The sequence below is a fragment of the Pseudomonas sp. NBRC 100443 genome (assembly GCF_030268185.1).
Classification (GTDB): domain Bacteria; phylum Pseudomonadota; class Gammaproteobacteria; order Pseudomonadales; family Pseudomonadaceae; genus Pseudomonas; species Pseudomonas citronellolis.
This window is the reverse complement of record NZ_BSQE01000018.1, coordinates 22906-37451: the sequence shown is the minus strand read 5'-3', so window position 1 is coordinate 37451 and position 14546 is coordinate 22906. Positions and strand designations below refer to the sequence as shown.

Annotated in this window: 18 protein-coding genes; 8 read left to right on the top strand and 10 right to left on the bottom strand. The window is 67.6% G+C overall.

All coding sequences use genetic code 11. From position 1 onward, the window contains the following. Window positions 1–4: 4 nt before the first annotated feature. The 3 genes from QSJ95_RS22165 (at window position 5) to QSJ95_RS22155 (ending at window position 1532) form a co-directional block, all read left to right on the top strand. Window positions 5–439 carry an STM2901 family protein gene (locus tag QSJ95_RS22165; RefSeq protein WP_285645342.1) on the top strand — a complete coding sequence of 145 codons (435 nt, stop codon included), beginning with the start codon at window positions 5–7 and terminating at the stop codon, window positions 437–439. Then, a complete protein-coding gene (locus tag QSJ95_RS22160; protein ID WP_285645341.1) occupies window positions 436–870 on the top strand; it encodes a DUF1493 family protein in 435 nt (144 codons plus the stop codon). Before QSJ95_RS22165 ends, QSJ95_RS22160 begins: the two co-directional genes overlap by 4 nt. A 176-nt stretch (window positions 871–1046) precedes the next feature. Next, window positions 1047–1532, top strand: a complete 486-nt coding sequence (locus tag QSJ95_RS22155) for a hypothetical protein (RefSeq protein WP_009620429.1) — start codon at window positions 1047–1049, stop codon at window positions 1530–1532. 478 nt (window positions 1533–2010) lie between these two features. On the opposite strand, the gene QSJ95_RS22150 is transcribed toward QSJ95_RS22155, so the two are convergent. The 3 genes from QSJ95_RS22150 to QSJ95_RS22140 all read right to left on the bottom strand — a co-directional run bounded on the left by QSJ95_RS22150 (window position 2011) and on the right by QSJ95_RS22140 (window position 4119). Continuing rightward, window positions 2011–2874, bottom strand: coding sequence for a DMT family transporter (locus tag QSJ95_RS22150; protein ID WP_082936833.1), 864 nt, complete (start codon window positions 2872–2874; stop codon window positions 2011–2013). 64 nt (window positions 2875–2938) lie between these two features. Next, window positions 2939–3280 carry a tRNA-binding protein gene (locus tag QSJ95_RS22145; protein WP_009620426.1) on the bottom strand — a complete coding sequence of 114 codons (342 nt, stop codon included), beginning with the start codon at window positions 3278–3280 and terminating at the stop codon, window positions 2939–2941. 77 nt (window positions 3281–3357) lie between these two features. Then, window positions 3358–4119, bottom strand: coding sequence for a helix-turn-helix transcriptional regulator (locus tag QSJ95_RS22140; RefSeq protein WP_058072867.1), 762 nt, complete (start codon window positions 4117–4119; stop codon window positions 3358–3360). 124 nt (window positions 4120–4243) lie between these two features. On the opposite strand from QSJ95_RS22140, the gene QSJ95_RS22135 reads away from it, so the two are divergent. Next, window positions 4244–5056, top strand: coding sequence for a UDP-2,3-diacylglucosamine diphosphatase (locus QSJ95_RS22135; RefSeq protein ID WP_043270987.1), 813 nt, complete (start codon window positions 4244–4246; stop codon window positions 5054–5056). Continuing rightward, complete coding sequence (locus tag QSJ95_RS22130) at window positions 5053–6081, top strand: glycosyltransferase family 4 protein (RefSeq protein ID WP_285645340.1); 1029 nt, start codon at window positions 5053–5055, stop codon at window positions 6079–6081. The genes QSJ95_RS22135 and QSJ95_RS22130 overlap by 4 nt, the downstream gene beginning before the upstream one ends. Before the next feature lie 3 nt (window positions 6082–6084). On the opposite strand, the gene QSJ95_RS22125 is transcribed toward QSJ95_RS22130, so the two are convergent. Next, window positions 6085–6336 (bottom strand): hypothetical protein, encoded by a 252-nt coding sequence (locus tag QSJ95_RS22125; RefSeq protein WP_009620418.1) that lies wholly within the window; start codon window positions 6334–6336, stop codon window positions 6085–6087. 211 nt (window positions 6337–6547) lie between these two features. Here QSJ95_RS22125 and QSJ95_RS22120 point away from each other — a divergent pair, with 211 nt between their 5' ends. After that, on the top strand, window positions 6548–7675 hold the full coding sequence (locus QSJ95_RS22120) for a GNAT family N-acetyltransferase (RefSeq protein WP_285645339.1): 1128 nt from the start codon (window positions 6548–6550) through the stop codon (window positions 7673–7675). Between the two features lie 90 nt (window positions 7676–7765). Here the strand turns inward: QSJ95_RS22120 and QSJ95_RS22115 are convergent, their stop codons facing one another. The 6 genes from QSJ95_RS22115 to QSJ95_RS22090 all read right to left on the bottom strand — a co-directional run bounded on the left by QSJ95_RS22115 (window position 7766) and on the right by QSJ95_RS22090 (window position 13387). Then, window positions 7766–8032: a DUF2790 domain-containing protein gene (locus tag QSJ95_RS22115; protein ID WP_009620414.1), complete on the bottom strand. Its 267-nt coding sequence runs from the start codon at window positions 8030–8032 to the stop codon at window positions 7766–7768. A gap of 460 nt (window positions 8033–8492) precedes the next feature. Continuing rightward, window positions 8493–9008, bottom strand: coding sequence for an REP-associated tyrosine transposase (locus QSJ95_RS22110; protein WP_285645338.1), 516 nt, complete (start codon window positions 9006–9008; stop codon window positions 8493–8495). 149 nt (window positions 9009–9157) lie between these two features. Further along, on the bottom strand, window positions 9158–10990 hold the full coding sequence (locus tag QSJ95_RS22105; protein ID WP_285645337.1) for an ABC transporter ATP-binding protein: 1833 nt from the start codon (window positions 10988–10990) through the stop codon (window positions 9158–9160). Between the two features lie 75 nt (window positions 10991–11065). After that, window positions 11066–11626, bottom strand: a complete 561-nt coding sequence (locus QSJ95_RS22100; protein WP_285645457.1) for a peptidylprolyl isomerase — start codon at window positions 11624–11626, stop codon at window positions 11066–11068. A 30-nt stretch (window positions 11627–11656) separates the two neighbouring features. After that, window positions 11657–12448: an alpha/beta fold hydrolase gene (locus tag QSJ95_RS22095; RefSeq protein WP_009623639.1), complete on the bottom strand. Its 792-nt coding sequence runs from the start codon at window positions 12446–12448 to the stop codon at window positions 11657–11659. 15 nt (window positions 12449–12463) lie between these two features. Beyond that, the gene (locus QSJ95_RS22090) at window positions 12464–13387 is read right to left on the bottom strand and encodes a PA3225 family LysR-type transcriptional regulator (RefSeq protein WP_058072863.1); all 924 of its coding nucleotides are present in this window, start codon (window positions 13385–13387) and stop codon (window positions 12464–12466) included. A 55-nt stretch (window positions 13388–13442) separates the two neighbouring features. Here QSJ95_RS22090 and QSJ95_RS22085 point away from each other — a divergent pair, with 55 nt between their 5' ends. Beyond that, window positions 13443–13757, top strand: a complete 315-nt coding sequence (locus tag QSJ95_RS22085) for a hypothetical protein (RefSeq protein WP_009623635.1) — start codon at window positions 13443–13445, stop codon at window positions 13755–13757. 149 nt (window positions 13758–13906) lie between these two features. Further along, on the top strand, window positions 13907–14506 hold the full coding sequence (locus tag QSJ95_RS22080; protein ID WP_043270972.1) for an FMN-dependent NADH-azoreductase: 600 nt from the start codon (window positions 13907–13909) through the stop codon (window positions 14504–14506). Window positions 14507–14546 lie beyond the last annotated feature (40 nt).

Sequence of the window (14546 nt, the reverse complement as noted above, 5' to 3'; positions counted from 1 at the left end):
GCGGATGAGCAGAATATATTGCTATGCGGACGAGTGCGGCTTTACCGCGGCGGATTTGTTTTGGACTGTCGCGATTGAAACTACGTTGGAAGAATTGGGGCTCGATGATGTTGCCGCTGCTTTGGCTATCATTGGCGGTATGAATATCGTGGCACCGCCCCGTGGAAAACTCGCGGGCACTACACCCAATACGAGTTTGCTGTCCTTGCATTTGCGGCGTGTGCTGAAAAAGAAAAAAATTCCGGGTAGCTTGCGATTACCAAGCTTGACTGGCTGGGCGCCACCCAGAATAGCCTATACAAAGAGCGTAGGGGCATTCATCGCTCGAGCTATACCGGTTGTAGGTTGGGCCTATACGGTGGTCGAAATCGGGACGATTGCATATAAAATCGTCACGAAGTACGACTCGCTTGTTTCGACCGAGGACAGGTTCTTTTGAATGTATTGCCCGAACTGCCAATAGATAGAAAGTTGCTGGACGAGGTTGTGATCTTCTATCAGGAGAGTCTTGGCTTCGGAAAAAGAGACTTCGAGACGCTCAGTTTCGCGACCCGGATCAATCAAGACCTGGGCGTCGATGGCGATGACTCCAATGATCTGGTTCCGCCTTTCTTCCAGCATTTCCAGGTGGACACCGCGGAATACGATTGTCTGCGTTACTTCCGCCCCGAAGGATTCGGTCCCTTCTACAGGAGACCGAAAGACAAGGCGCGCCAAGGTGACAAGGCCTTTACGTTCGGCATGCTTTACCAGGCGGCCCTGATGAAGAAGTGGTGCCAGGCGGCATTCGAGTCGGCCCAATGGCGGAGCGAGAGGCTCTATGTGCGGACGGAGGAATTGCCTGTGAAGGGGTTCGTCATCCGCAATTGATGGCTACCAGGCTTCGCGCCGATTGCGTTCCCTCTCCACATGAACCGTGTTGCGGATGTATCGGTTGTTTTACCCAGTCTTTACCAAGCGCTGACAACCGACAGGCCCCGGACGAGCGATGATAGGCACCATGAAAGGCGGGTGCTTGGGCGCCCGTGTCCGGAGGTGCAATCAAGATGTCGTCGCAAGCCGTGTTCAAGTCGATCGCCGCTGCCTTGGCCCTGAGCCTGTCGGCCGCCGCCGTGGCCGGACCGCCCGGTTATGGTCCCGGCCCGGGGCATGGCTGGGGGCCGGGCCCCGGGCATGGCCATGGCCTGCCGGATTATGCGCGGTCGCTGTGGATCGGCAGTGCGCTCTATTTCGTCGCTGCGGGCACCTACTACCTGTGGAACGCCGACCGTCGCGAATACGTGGTGGTGGAGCCGCCGCCGGCGGTGCAGCAGGCGCCGGCAGGCGTGAGCTACGACGTGATTGCCTACCCGGCGCGCGGGCAGACGCCCGACCAGCAGAGCCGCGACCGCTACGAGTGCCACACCTGGGCCGTTGGCCAGAGCGGCTTCGACCCGGCCGCGGCCAGCCAGGCGCCGGCACCGGGTGTGGCGGATACCTACCGGCGGGCGCTGGGCGCCTGTCTGAACGGGCGCGGCTACAGCATCAACTGAAACAACCGGCCCCGGGCCGGACCGAACAGGTCGCTTCGCAGGCAATCGTGCGGTGATTCCTTGGCAATCCCTCCCCAGGGCAAGGAGTCGGGTTACGCATGCTGCGGGGCGGCCTTCTTATTTTTCCCGACGCTATTGGAGCGGAATCATGCCCTCACCCCAGCCCTCTCCCGGAGGGAGAGGGGGCCGTTCGGAGCGGGGCTGAGTCCGGAGCCATCCTGAAACGTCTACGGCGTATTCGCCGAATCGCGGACAGAGTCCTGCACCTTCCGGCAGTGCCCCGTAGGATGGCGTTGAGCGAAGCGATACCCATCGCCATGGTCCGATGGGTATCGCAGGCTCAACCCATCCTACGAAAAGCGCCCCGGTGCGCTGGGCAAGACAGTTGCTCCTACAGCTCCAGGGAAGCACGGGCGTAGGAGCGGACTCCGTCCGCGATTGGATTCACCGGCCACGCCGGACGTCCCGGCAGCACAGGCTAAGCGGCACTACGCGCACTGAGGAAGGTGGCGAAGATGATCAGCGCGCCACCGGCCAGCATCCGCAGGCTCGGCTGTTCGCCGAACAGCACGGCGGCGAAGGCGATGCCGTAGACCGGTTCCAGGGCGAAGATCACCGCCGCGGTGCGCGCCTTGATCAGTTGCAGGCTGGCGACGAACAGGCTGTGCGCCACGCCCGTGCACAGCACCCCCAGCAGCACCAGCCACAGCCAGTCCAGCGCGCGCACCTTGGGTAGTTCGAACAGGGCCAGCGGCGCCAGGCAGAGGACGATGGTGAGGTTCTGCGCGAAGGCCGAGAGGATCGGGTCCAGCCCGCGCACGCTGGCGCGGTTGGCCAGCGACAGCAGGGCGAACAGCAGGCCGGAGGCGATGCCCCAGAACAGCCCGGCGGTGGCGCCCTGGCTGAAGTCCAGGTTCGGCGTCACCAGCACCAGGCCCAGGCACACCAGCCCCACCACCAGGTACTCGGCGCGACGGATGCGTTCGCGGAACAGCAGCCCTTCCAGCAGCACGGTGAAGGCCGGGAAGCTGGCGAAACCCAGGGTGGCCACGGCGACGTTGCCCACCTTCACCGCGAGGAAGAAGGTCAGCCAGTGCGCGCACAGCAGCAGCCCGCTGCCGGCCAGCGCGGCGGCCTGGCGCAGGCTTGGCCGCGGTTGCGCCGCCAGGTGCCCGGCGAAGGCGCCGCCCAGCGCCGCCAGGCCGAACAGCGCGCGGCCGAAGACGATCACCAGCGGGGCGGCGAGGATGAGTTTGCCGAAGATGCCGCTCAGGCCGAACATCAGGGCGCCTACGTGCAGGCCGACCAGGGCCGAGCGGGGTGTCAGTCGGGGAACGCGCATTGCTTCTCTATCTATCGCGGGATCGCAGGTGCTCGATGAGCCAGTCGCCTGGCGGTTGAAGGCCTCAGGCCAGGCGCGCGCCGTTGGGCAGCGGCTTGTCGAAGCCGGCCAGCACCACTTTGTCGTCGCTGTCGTAGACGCCGGTGACCAGCACTTCCGAGCGCACTCCGGCGATGGACTTGGGGGCGAAGTTGCAGACGCACAGGACCTGGCGGCCGAGCAGTTCGTCGAGGGAATAGTGCGCGGTGATCTGCGCGCTGGAGGTCTTCAGCCCCAGCGGGCCGAGGTCGACCTGCAGGATGTACGCCGGCTTGCGCGCCTTGCTGTTGGGTTCGGCGTGGACGATGGTGCCCACGCGCAGTTCGACGCGTTCGAAATCCTGCCACTCGATGGTCTCTGCCGACATCGCCGATCTCCTCAGCTCATCTGCTCAATGATGGGGCGGCAGTCTAGGGCGTGGCGGGGCGTTTGTCTGTCGCGCGGCTAGCGGGAATTGTCGCGCGCCTCGCGGCGGATCTGCCGCGGCGTGCTGCCGAACTGGCGGACCAGTGCGGCGGTGAAGGCGCTCTGCGAGGCGTAGCCGACCCGCGCGGCGATCTCGCCCACCGCCAGGTGCGTGGCGCAGAGCAGTTCGCGGCCCAGTTGCAGGCGGCGCTGGCGCACGTAGTCCATGGGCGTCTGCCCGGTTTCGGCGAGGAAGCGGGTGTGGAAGCGCGCCGCCGACAGCCCGGCCAGCTGCGCCAGGTCGGCGACCTGCAGCGGGTGCCCGGCGTGGCGGTCGACGTAGGCGTCCAGGCTGGCCAGCGGCAGGCGCGCCGGTTCCTCGGCGGCGTGCATGCCGGCCAGGCTGGCGAGCAGCAGCAGGGCGCCCTGGCGGGCGATCACCGGGTCCTGCAGGGGGCTGGCGGCCAGCCAGTGCACCAGTTGCCCCTGGGCCGGGTTCAGGGCCAGGGCGGCGGGGCGTTCCAGCAGGCGGCGGATGCTCTGCGCGTGTTCGCCCAGGCCGCGCAGCAGCAGGTCCTCGTCCTCCAGGTCGAACACCAGGCACTGGCTGCCGCCGGGGGCGGCGCAGGCGTGGTGCGCGCCGCGCGGCACCACCGCGAAGTGCTGGCGGGTGACGCGGCTGCCCAGGCCGTCGACCTCGAACTCCAGGTCGCCGGACAGCCCCAGGACCAGTTGCGCGTGGTCGTGGCTGTGGGCGAGGTGCTCGTGGCTGTAGCGGCGCAGGGAGAGGATCTGGCTCATGGCGGGCTCCGGGGGCAGGCCCACAGTCTAGCGCGGCGCAGGCTGTCACGGGACTGTCGCACGGCCGTCACGCGCGGGTCACCGCCGGGCCGGAAAATCGACTAAACCCCGCCGGAGGCCGCCCATGACCAGCGCCCAACGCCTGATGCCGACCAAGAAACAACGGGTGCGCACCCTGTGGATATCCGACGTCCACCTGGGCACGCGCGACTGCCAGGCCGAGCACCTGGCGGGCTTCCTCAAGCGCTACCACGCCGAGCGCATCTACCTGGTGGGCGACATCATCGATGGCTGGAAGCTGCGCGGCGGCATCTACTGGCCGCAGGCGCACACCAACGTGATCCGCCGCCTGCTGACCATGAGCAAGCGCGGCACCGAGGTGATCTACGTCACCGGCAACCACGACGAGTTCCTGCGCCGCTACTCCACGCTGCTGCTGGGCAACATCCGCCTGGTCGACGAGATCGAGCACACCACCGCCGACGGCCGCCGCCTGCTGGTGATCCACGGCGACCAGTTCGACGTCATCACCCGCTACCACCGCTGGCTGGCGTTCCTCGGCGACTCGGCCTACGAGTTCACCCTGACCCTCAACCGCTGGCTGAACCACTGGCGCAGCCGCTACGGCTATGGCTACTGGTCACTGTCGGCGTACCTCAAGCACAAGGTGAAGACCGCGGTGAACTTCATCAGCGACTTCGAGGAAGCCATCGCCCACGAAGTCCACAAGCGCGGGCTGAACGGCGTGGTCTGCGGGCACATCCACCACGCAGAGATCCGCCGGATCGGCGAGGTGGAATACCTCAACTGCGGCGACTGGGTGGAGTCCTGCACGGCGCTGATCGAGCACTGGGACGGCAGCATCCAGCTCTACCGCCTGGCCGAGGAGCAGCTCCAGCACGCCAGCGAGGCCATCGTCGCCGAGCCGGCGGCATGAGGCTGCTGATCGTCAGCGACGCCTGGGCGCCGCAGGTGAACGGCGTGGTGACCAGCCTGCGCGCGCTGGTCGCCGAACTGGAAGCGATGGGGCACCAGGTGCGCCTGCTGTCGCCGGCCGAGTTCCGCAGCCGGCCCTGCCCGAGCTACCCGGAAATCCCCCTGGCCTGGGACCTGTGGAAGGTCGGCCCGGCCATCGAGGCCTTCGCCCCGGACTGCGTGCACTTGGCCACCGAGGGCCCGTTGGGCTGGGCCGCGCGGCGCTGGCTGTTGCGCCGCGGCCTGGCCTTCACCACGGCGATCCACACGCGCTTCCCGGAATACCTGAACAACCGCTGGGCCTGGTTGCCGCTGGCGTTCGGCTATGCCGTGCTGCGCCGCTTCCACGCCCCCAGCGCGGCGGTGCTGGTGAGCAGCGAGCGCATGCGTGGCGCCTTCACCGATTGGGGCGTGCAAGGTCTGGAGTTGTGGCGCAAGGGCGTGGATATCACGCAATTCCAGGCGGGACCGGGGCCTGTCGAGGGCCCGGTGTTCCTCTATGTCGGGCGCCTGGCGCCGGAGAAGAACCTGGAAGCCTTCCTCGACCTGGACTTGCCCGGGCTCAAGCGGGTGGTCGGCGACGGCCCATTGCGTAGCGCATTGCAGGCGCGTTATCCCCAGGTGGAATTCCTCGGCTACCGCCATGGCGAGACGCTGGCCGAAGCCTATCGCGCGGCCAGCGTGCTGGTGTTTCCCTCGCGTACCGACACCCTCGGCCTGGTGATGTACGAGGCCCTGGCCTGCGGCACGCCGGTGGCCGCCTTCCCGGTGCCGGGCCCGCTGGACGTGCTGGAGGAGGGCGTCACCGGAGCCATCGATCCCGACCTGGGCAAGGCCTGCCTGCGCGCCTTGCGGCTGGACCGCCAGGCCTGCGCCGAGTGGGCCGCCGGGCAGTCCTGGCGGCTCTCGGCGCAACAGTTCCTGGCCCTGCAGCGGCCGCTCGGCGAGCCGGGCGGAGTGGTCGAGGCCGAGGTCCTGGCCGACTGAGGCCTAGTGGAACAGGTCGCGGTCGCTGTCCAGGCTCTGGTCCACCAGCCACTTGCCGTGGGCGATGGAGGCGTGCTGCGCGGCGTCCAGATCGGCGAGGAAGGCCATCTTCGTCGGCAGCGGCTGGCGCCGCGTGCTGCGTCCGTCCGGGGCGATGATCTGGCAGCCGCCGGCATAGGGCGTGGGCAGCCCCGGGTGTTCGAAGACGCGGGCGATGATGGTGTAGTCGCGATGGGTGCATTGCAGGGTTTGCATGGCATGGACCTCGCTGTCGGGCCAGGGGGCGCCGCCTGCGCCATTGCCGGCGCCAGGCGCCGCGCCGCTCTGGCGTGGCTGTCCCGCCGGTGGCGGGGCCTGTGCTTTCGCGTATCCCCACCTTAGAACAGCGGGCCGGCCGTGCAAGGACGGGGCGACGAAGGGCGCCGCGGCACTTTTCTTCCGCCGCGCCCGGCGCCAGACTGTCGGCATGCCTATCCATAGACTTTCCCGCCTCGGCGACCTCGCGCCCGGCCAGTGGGACGCCCTGCTGCCGGACGCCCAGCCGTTCCTGCGCCACGCCTTCCTCGCCAGCCTGGAGGACAGCGGCAGCGTCACCGCGCGCACCGGCTGGCGCCCGGCGCACCATGTGCTGCTCGACGACGCCGGGCGGCTGCGTGCGGCGCTGCCGGCCTATGTGAAGGCGCATTCCTACGGCGAATACGTGTTCGACTGGGGCTGGGCGGACGCCTGCCAGCGCGCCGGCATCCGCTACTACCCCAAGCTGCTGGTGGGCGTGCCCTTCTCGCCGGTGAGCGGTGCGCGCCTGCTGGGCTCGGACGAGGGCATCGCCGAGTTGCTGGGCGTGCTGGCCGAGGGCACTGCGGAAGGCGTGTGGTCCGGCGTGCACGTGAACTTCACCGATCCGCGCGCCGACGGGCTGATCGCCGCGCAGGGCTGCTGGCTGGAGCGCCTGGGCTGCCAGTACCACTGGTTCAACCGCGGCTACCGGGATTTCCAGGACTTCCTCGACGCCCTGGCCTCGCGCAAGCGCAAGCAACTGCGCAAGGAGCGCGAGCAGGTGGCCGGGCAGGGCATGGAGTTCCGCTGGATGGAGGGGCCCGAGCTGGCCGAGGCCGACTGGGACTTCGTCTACGCCTGCTACGCCAGCACCTACGAGGTGCGCGGCCAGGCGCCGTACCTGACGCGGGAGTTCTTCAGCCTGCTGGCCGAGCGCATGGGCGAGGCGATCCGCGTGGTCTTCGCCCGCCGCAACGGACGGCCGGTGGCCATGGCCTTCAGCCTGGTGGATGGCGACACCCTCTACGGGCGCTACTGGGGTTGTCTGGCGGAGTACGACCGCCTGCACTTCGAGACCTGCTTCTACCAGGGGCTGGACTATGCCCTGGCCGCCGGGCTGCGCCGCTTCGACGCCGGCGCCCAGGGCGAGCACAAGCTGATCCGTGGCTTCGAGCCGGTGCTCACGCGCTCCTGGCACCAACTGGGGCACCCGGGCCTGCGCGCCGCGGTGGACGACTTCCTCGCCCAGGAGCGCGCCGGCATCCGCGCCTACGCCGAGGAGGCGCGGGCGGCGCTGCCTTACCGGCAGGCGGAGTAAGGGAAAGTCGGGTAGAAGGTCGGCCCCCGGCCGCTACGACAGGCTCGCGGGGTGGCCAAGTCGGCCAGGGACCGAGACCGGGTCGGGGGCTCAGACGTGGCTCGCCTGGCCGCCCCATTCGAGGAAGCGCACGCGGTGCGTGGTGCCCTCGTGGTCCTGGTACACGAGGTAGGCGGGGACCATGCCCACCTTGTGCGAGTTGTCGGTACGGTGCAGCACCTTGTCGATATCCAGCGACATGCCGTAGTGATATTCGACCGTCGGAAGGTCGGCGCCCGGCTCCTTGATCGCGTCCTGGGCGAAGACCATGGGAGCGAGGCTGGAAAGCACCGCCGATACGACAGAAGCAATCTTCATTCTGGTGGTCCTCATAGCGAAGGGGATGAAGCCCCGCCCTGGAGCACTGGCATCCGATGTCTGGCCGCGGGTCCGGGGGCGGGCAGGGGGCGATGCGTCAGGCGTCCACCGCGTGGCGGGGCGTGGAACAGATATGACCACCGAACCACCCCACGCGAGAAATTGATGTGCTTGCTAATGATCATCGACCAGGGTGATGCGGCGACTTGTCGCAGGGTTCGGGATGGAGGCTTAAGGCTTCATTAACGGACTGGGCGATATGCCGCAGGAATCCTGTAGGAGCGGGCCCTGCCCGCGATTCGCGCGCAGGGCGCGCTCCTACAAGGTGCGGTGCTTTGCGAATGGGCAGGGCAGGAGATTCGGCGTCAACCTGTAAGCGGGCCCTGCCCGCGATTCGCGCGCAGGGCGCGCTCCTACAAGGTGCGGTGCTTTGCGAATGGGCTGGGCAGGAGATTCGGCGTCAACCTGTAGGAGCGGGCCCTGCCCGCGATTTCGCGCGCAGGGCGCGCTCCTGCAGCCAGACCGCGTTCCAGAAGGGGTAGTCGCCAACCTTGGCCACCAGGCCGGCACGTAGGGGATTGGCGACGACGTAGCGTGCGGCGGCACGCAGGTCCTCGTCTCGGCGCAGTGCGCGATCATGATACGCCCGTGCCCATAGTGTTCCGGACCTGCCCAGGCACTGGTTCACGTGCCGGGCACTGCATGATTTCAGACGGTTCACAAGACTGTTCAAGCTCGCCCCAGAACCGATCTGGAGCAGCCAGTGGGCATGGTCGGGCATCAGTACCCAAGCCAGCATATGGCTGTCGTCGAGGAGCCTCGGGTCGCCGAAGCAGCGCGCTGCCGCACAGGCGGCAGGAAAACAGCGAAAAATGGGGGTGCGGTCGTATGTGGTGGTCGTAACCAGGTAGGTCGTATGAGGTTGGGAAAACCGACCTTTGCGCAGCGCCGAATGGCCTGGGGATTGCTCGTCCATATTCAGTCCTCAGGGGAAAGGACTGAATATCGCTTCCAACCCCTGAGGAAAGAGCGCTGGCCGCCACCGAATGCGCTGCCTGCCCTGTAGGAGCGGGCCCTGCCCGCGAAATCGCGCGCAGGGCGCGCTCCTACAGGGGGGATTGCGGGTTAATCCACCCCCACGAACCCGCCGGTCTGGTGGCGCCACAGGCGGGCGTAGAGGCCGCCGTGTTCGATCAGCTCGGCGTGGCTGCCGCTTTCGACGATGCGGCCGTGTTCCAGCACCACCAGGCGGTCCATGCGGGCGATGGTGGAGAGGCGGTGGGCGATGGCGATCACCGTCTTGCCCTGCATCAGCGTCTCCAGGCTTTCCTGGATGGCCGATTCCACTTCCGAATCCAGCGCCGAGGTGGCTTCGTCGAGGATCAGGATCGGTGCGTCCTTGAGCAGCACGCGGGCGATGGCGATGCGTTGGCGCTGGCCGCCGGAGAGCTTCACGCCGCGCTCGCCGACGTGGGCGTCGAGGCCGGTGCGGCCCTGGGCGTCGTACAGCTGCGGGATGAACTCGCTGGCGCGGGCCTTGCGCACCGCCTCCTGCAACTCCTCCTCGCTGGCGCCGGGGCGGCCGTAGAGCAGGTTGTCGCGGATCGAGCGGTGCAGCAGCGAGGTGTCCTGGGTGACCATGCCGATCTGTGCGCGCAGGCTCTCCTGGGTCACGTGGGCGATGTCCTGGTCGTCGATCAGGATGCGCCCGCCTTCCAGGTCATACAGGCGCAGCAGCAGGTTGACCAGGGTCGACTTGCCGGCACCGGAGGGCCCGACCAGGCCGATCTTCTCGCCCGGGCGCACCACCAGGTCCAGGCCCTGGATCAGGCCGCTGCCCTTGCCGTAGCTGAAGTCCACCTCGTCGAAGCGCACCTCGCCGCGCGTCACCACCAACGGCTTGGCGTCGGGCGCGTCGACCACCTGGCGGGGGATGGCGATGGTCTGCATGCCGTCCTGCACCTGGCCGATGTTCTCGAAGATGCCGCCGACCACCCACATGATCCAGCCGGACATGTTGTTGATGCGGATCACCAGGCTGGTGGCCAGGGCGATGGCGCCCACCGAGATCAGTTCCTGGCTCCACAGCCACAGCGCCAGGCCCGTGGTGCCGGCGATGAGGATGCCGTTCATGATGGTGATGCTGACGTCCATCGAGGTCACCACGCGCCCGGCGCGCTGGGCCTTGTGCGTCTGGTCGGCGATGGCTTCGCGGGCGTAGTCCTCTTCCTGGCGGGTGTGGGCGAACAGCTTGAGGGTGGTGATGTTGGTGTAGCCGTCGACGATGCGCCCCATCAGCTTGGAGCGCGAGTCCGAGGCGGCCACCGAGCGGCGCTTCACTTGCGGCACGAAGTAGGCGAGGGCGCCGACGTAGGCGATCACCCAGAGCACCAGGGGGATCATCAGCCGCCAGTCGGCCTCGGCGAACAGCACCAGGGCGCTGATGGTGTAGATCGCCACGTGCCAGAGCGCGTCCACCACCTGCACCGCCGAGTCGCGCAGCGAGTTGCCGGTCTGCATGATGCGCTGGGCGATGCGCCCGGCGAAGTCGTTCTGGAAGAAGCCCAGGCTCTGCTTGAGCACGTAGCGGTGGTTCTGCCAGCGGATCAGGTTGGTCATGCTGGGGTTGATGCTCTGGTGCACCAGCATGTCGTGCAGGGCGTTGAACAGCGGGCGCAGCACCAGCGCCACCGCGGCCATCCAGGCCAGTTCGTTGCCGTGCAGGCGGAAGAAGTCGGCGGGCGCGGTGTTCTGCGCCAGGTCGACGATGCGCCCCAGGTAGCTGAACAGCGCCACCTCGATCAGGGCGACGATCAGGCCGACCACCAGCAGGACCGAGAACACCGGCCAGACCTGGCGCAGGTAGTAGGTGTAGAAGCGCCAGACGTCGGCCGGCGGCATGTGCTCGGGGGCGTCGCGGAAGGGGTCGATGAGCTTTTCGAAGCGGCGGTAGAGCATGATGTCTCTCGGTTGTCGCGGGCCCGTCCCGGGCCCGCCGTTTCAGGCCTCCGTCAGCGTGGGAATCGGGGATTCTCAGAGACGCTTGGCGGAGAGTATGACCACCGGCTCGGTGGGCACGTTCTGGTACATGCCGCGGTTGGTGGTGGGCACCTTGGCGATCATGTCGACCACGCCCATGCCGCGCACGACCTTGCCGAACACGGCGTAGCCGAAGTCGCGCTGGCCGTGGTCGAGGAAGTCGTTGTCGGTCAGGTTGACGAAGAACTGGCTGGTGGCCGAGTTCACGTCGCTGGTGCGGGCCATGGCCAGGGTGCCGCGGGCGTTGAGCAGGCCGTTGTCGGCCTCGTTCTTGATCGGCTTGCCGGTGTCCTTCTCCTGCATCTTCTCGGTGAAGCCGCCGGTCTGCACCATGAAGCCGGGGATCACCCGGTGGAAGATGGTGCCGTTGTAGAAGCCGCTGTCGACGTAGCCGAGGAAGTTCTTCACGCTGATCGGCGCCTTGGCGCTGTCGAGTTCCACCTCGATCTCGCCCAGGGTGGTGGAGAGCAGCACGTGGGGTTTCGCCGGGTCGGCGGCGAGCGCCGAGGTGGCCAGGACGAGGGTACAGGCGGCGAGCAGGAAGCGTTTGAACAGGGTCATTTTGCGGATGTTTCCTGAGATGTTTTAGGAATGGTCTACCTGCTCGAGGAAGTCGAGCAGGGTGCTGTTGAAGGCTTGCGGCTGGTCCAGCGGGGTGGCGTGGCGCGAATCCTCGATCACCACCAGGCGCGCGTTGGGCAGGCGCTCCACATAGGCCTGCTTGAGCGTCACCGGGGTGTAGTCGCGGTCGGCGCTGACCACCAGCGTCGGACAGGTTATGCGCCCCAGGCGCTCCTGCACACCCCAGCCGATGATGGCGTGCAGGCTGGAAAGGTAAGCGCGTTTGTCGTTCTGCGGCCAGCGCTGCTCGATCTTGCGCCGCAGGTCGGCCTGCTCCGGCTTGGGGAACAGCAGCTTGCCGAGGGCCTTGCCCACGGTGTCCAGGCCCAGCACGTGGGCGAGGAACAGCCGGCGCGCCACTTCCAGGTATTCGCGCAGGGTGCGCGGCTTCACTTCCGGGGCGCTGTTGACGATGGTCAGGCTCTTGAGCAGTTCCGGCCGGCGGGTGGCCAGCTCGAAGCCGATCATCCCGCCCATGCTGATGCCTACCAGGTGCACCGGGGCCAGGCGCAGTTCCTCGATCAGCGCCGCCACGTCCTCGGCGAAGCCGGCGATGCTGTAGCGCTCGCGGGGCTTGTCGGACTGGCCGTGGCCGCGCACGTCGAGGGCGATCACCCGGTGCCGCCGGAGCAGCTCCGGCACCTGGTACTCCCAGTCGCGGCTGCTCGAGCCCAGGCCGTGCACCAGCAGCACGGGCGTGCCCTGGCCGCTGTCCTCGAAGTACAGGCGCTGGCCGTCGTGGTGCAGGTAGGGCATCGGCGATTCTCCGGGTCAGGCGCTCGGCGGCGCGGCGAAGGGGGCGTCCAGGGGCACGTTGGCGAAGGTCTTCAGCAGTTCGACGAGGATCTGCGTGGCCGGGCCCAGGGGTTTTTCCTTGTTCGGGTAAAGATAGAAGCGGCTCTCGCGGGTGACGCCCTGGATCAGCGGCAGCGGCTTGAGCGAGCCGTCGCGCAGTTCGCGCTCGATCATGTGCCGCGGCAGCCAGGCGAAGCCCAGGCCGTTGCCGACGAAGGTGGCGGCGGTGGCCAGGCTGCCCACCGTCCAGCGCTGCTCGGCGCCCAGCCAGCCGACGTCGCGCGGCTGCAGGCGGCCGGAGTCGCGGATGACCACCTGCATCTGGCTTTCCAGGTCCTGGTGCGTCAGCTCGCGCTGCAGGCGGTGCAAGGGATGGTCCGGGTTGGCCACGGCGACGAATTCCACGGTGCACAGGTCGGCGCCAAGGTAGCCGGCGATGTTCAGCCCGCTGATGGCCAGGTCCGCGTGGCCCTGCTGCAGCGCCTCTTCGACGCCGGAAAGCACCTCCTCGCGCAGCAGTACGCGGCAGCCGCGGCTCTGCGGCACGAACGCGGACAGCGCGCGGACCAGGCGCAGGGTGGGGTAGGCGGCGTCCACCACCAGGCGCACTTCCGGCTCCCAGCCCTGCTCCATGTGGTGGGCCAGTTCCTCCAGCTGGCCGGCGCTCTTCACCAGTTGCCGCGAGCGCCGCAGCAGCACCTCGCCGGCCTCGGTGAGCACCGCCTTGCGGCCGTCGATGCGCAGCAGCGGCACGCCGAGCTGCTCCTGCATGCGCGCCACCGTGTAGCTGATGGAAGACTGCGAGCGGTGCAGGGCCTCGGCGGCCTGGGCGAAGCCGCCATGGTCGACCACCGCCTGCAGCGTGCGCCATTGATCCAGGGTAACGCGGGGCGCTTTCATCCTCGCCTCCTCTTGTCTAATCTGGCGCTCTGCCTGAACCGAGCGAGACCGCCACATGAAAAGAATCTGCTGTGCGTTGCTGCTGTCGCTGCCGTTGACCGCCCTGGCCTACCCGATCGAGGTGGAGAAGTCCCTCAACGGCACGGAGATCGACGTCCAGACCCAGGACATCGGCGACAGCATGGGCGCCGTGCTGTTGCAGAACTACGGCAAGCAGGACGTGGCCTGCACCGCGGTGTTCCAGAACGGCCCGGAGTCGCCCAAGGTGCGCAAGACGGTGCTCGCCGCCGGCAAGTCCAGCAACCTCACCGCCAGCTTCGGCCGCGCCATCATCAAGCTGCGCATCAAGCTGACCTGCAACCCGGCCTGAGCCGGCAGCGCATGTTCTCCAGACTAGGAGCAGACGCGGTACAAATCAACTAAATCGATATTTTGAAGCAATTATTTCTGCTTTTTTATCGATAAGTCATTCCATAAGCTGACCTCCATCGACGCAAACGACCGCTGGAGGTCAAGCCCATGTCCCGTGTTCTGGTAATCGAAAGCAGCGCCCGCCAACAAGGTTCGGTCTCCCGCCAGCTGACCGCCGAATTCATCGCCAACTGGCGCGCCGCCCACCCCGCCGACGAGATCCAGGTCCGCGACCTGGCGCTGGAACAGGTGCCGCACCTGGACGCCGACCTGCTGGGCGGCTGGATGAAGCCGGCCGAGCAGCACAGCGCCGCCGAACAGGCCGCGCTGCAGCGTTCCAACCTGCTCACCGAGGAACTGCTGGCCGCCGACGTGCTGGTGCTGGCCGCGCCCATGTACAACTTCGCCATCCCCAGCACCCTGAAGTCCTGGCTGGACCACGTGCTGCGCGCCGGCGTCACCTTCAAGTACACCGAGACCGGCCCCCAGGGCCTGCTCGGCGGCAAGCGCGCCTACATCCTGACCAGCCGCGGCGGCGTCTACGCCGGCGGCCCGCTGGACCACCAGGAGCCCTACCTGCGCCAGGCCCTGGCCTTCATCGGCATCCACGACGTCACCTTCGTCCATGCCGAGGGCCTGAACATGGGCCCCGAGTTCGCCGAGAAAGGCCTGGCCAAGGCCCGCGAGCAACTGGCCGCGGTGGCCTGACCCCTGATTCCGGCTTACCACTTGCGCGCCCGTCGCTCCT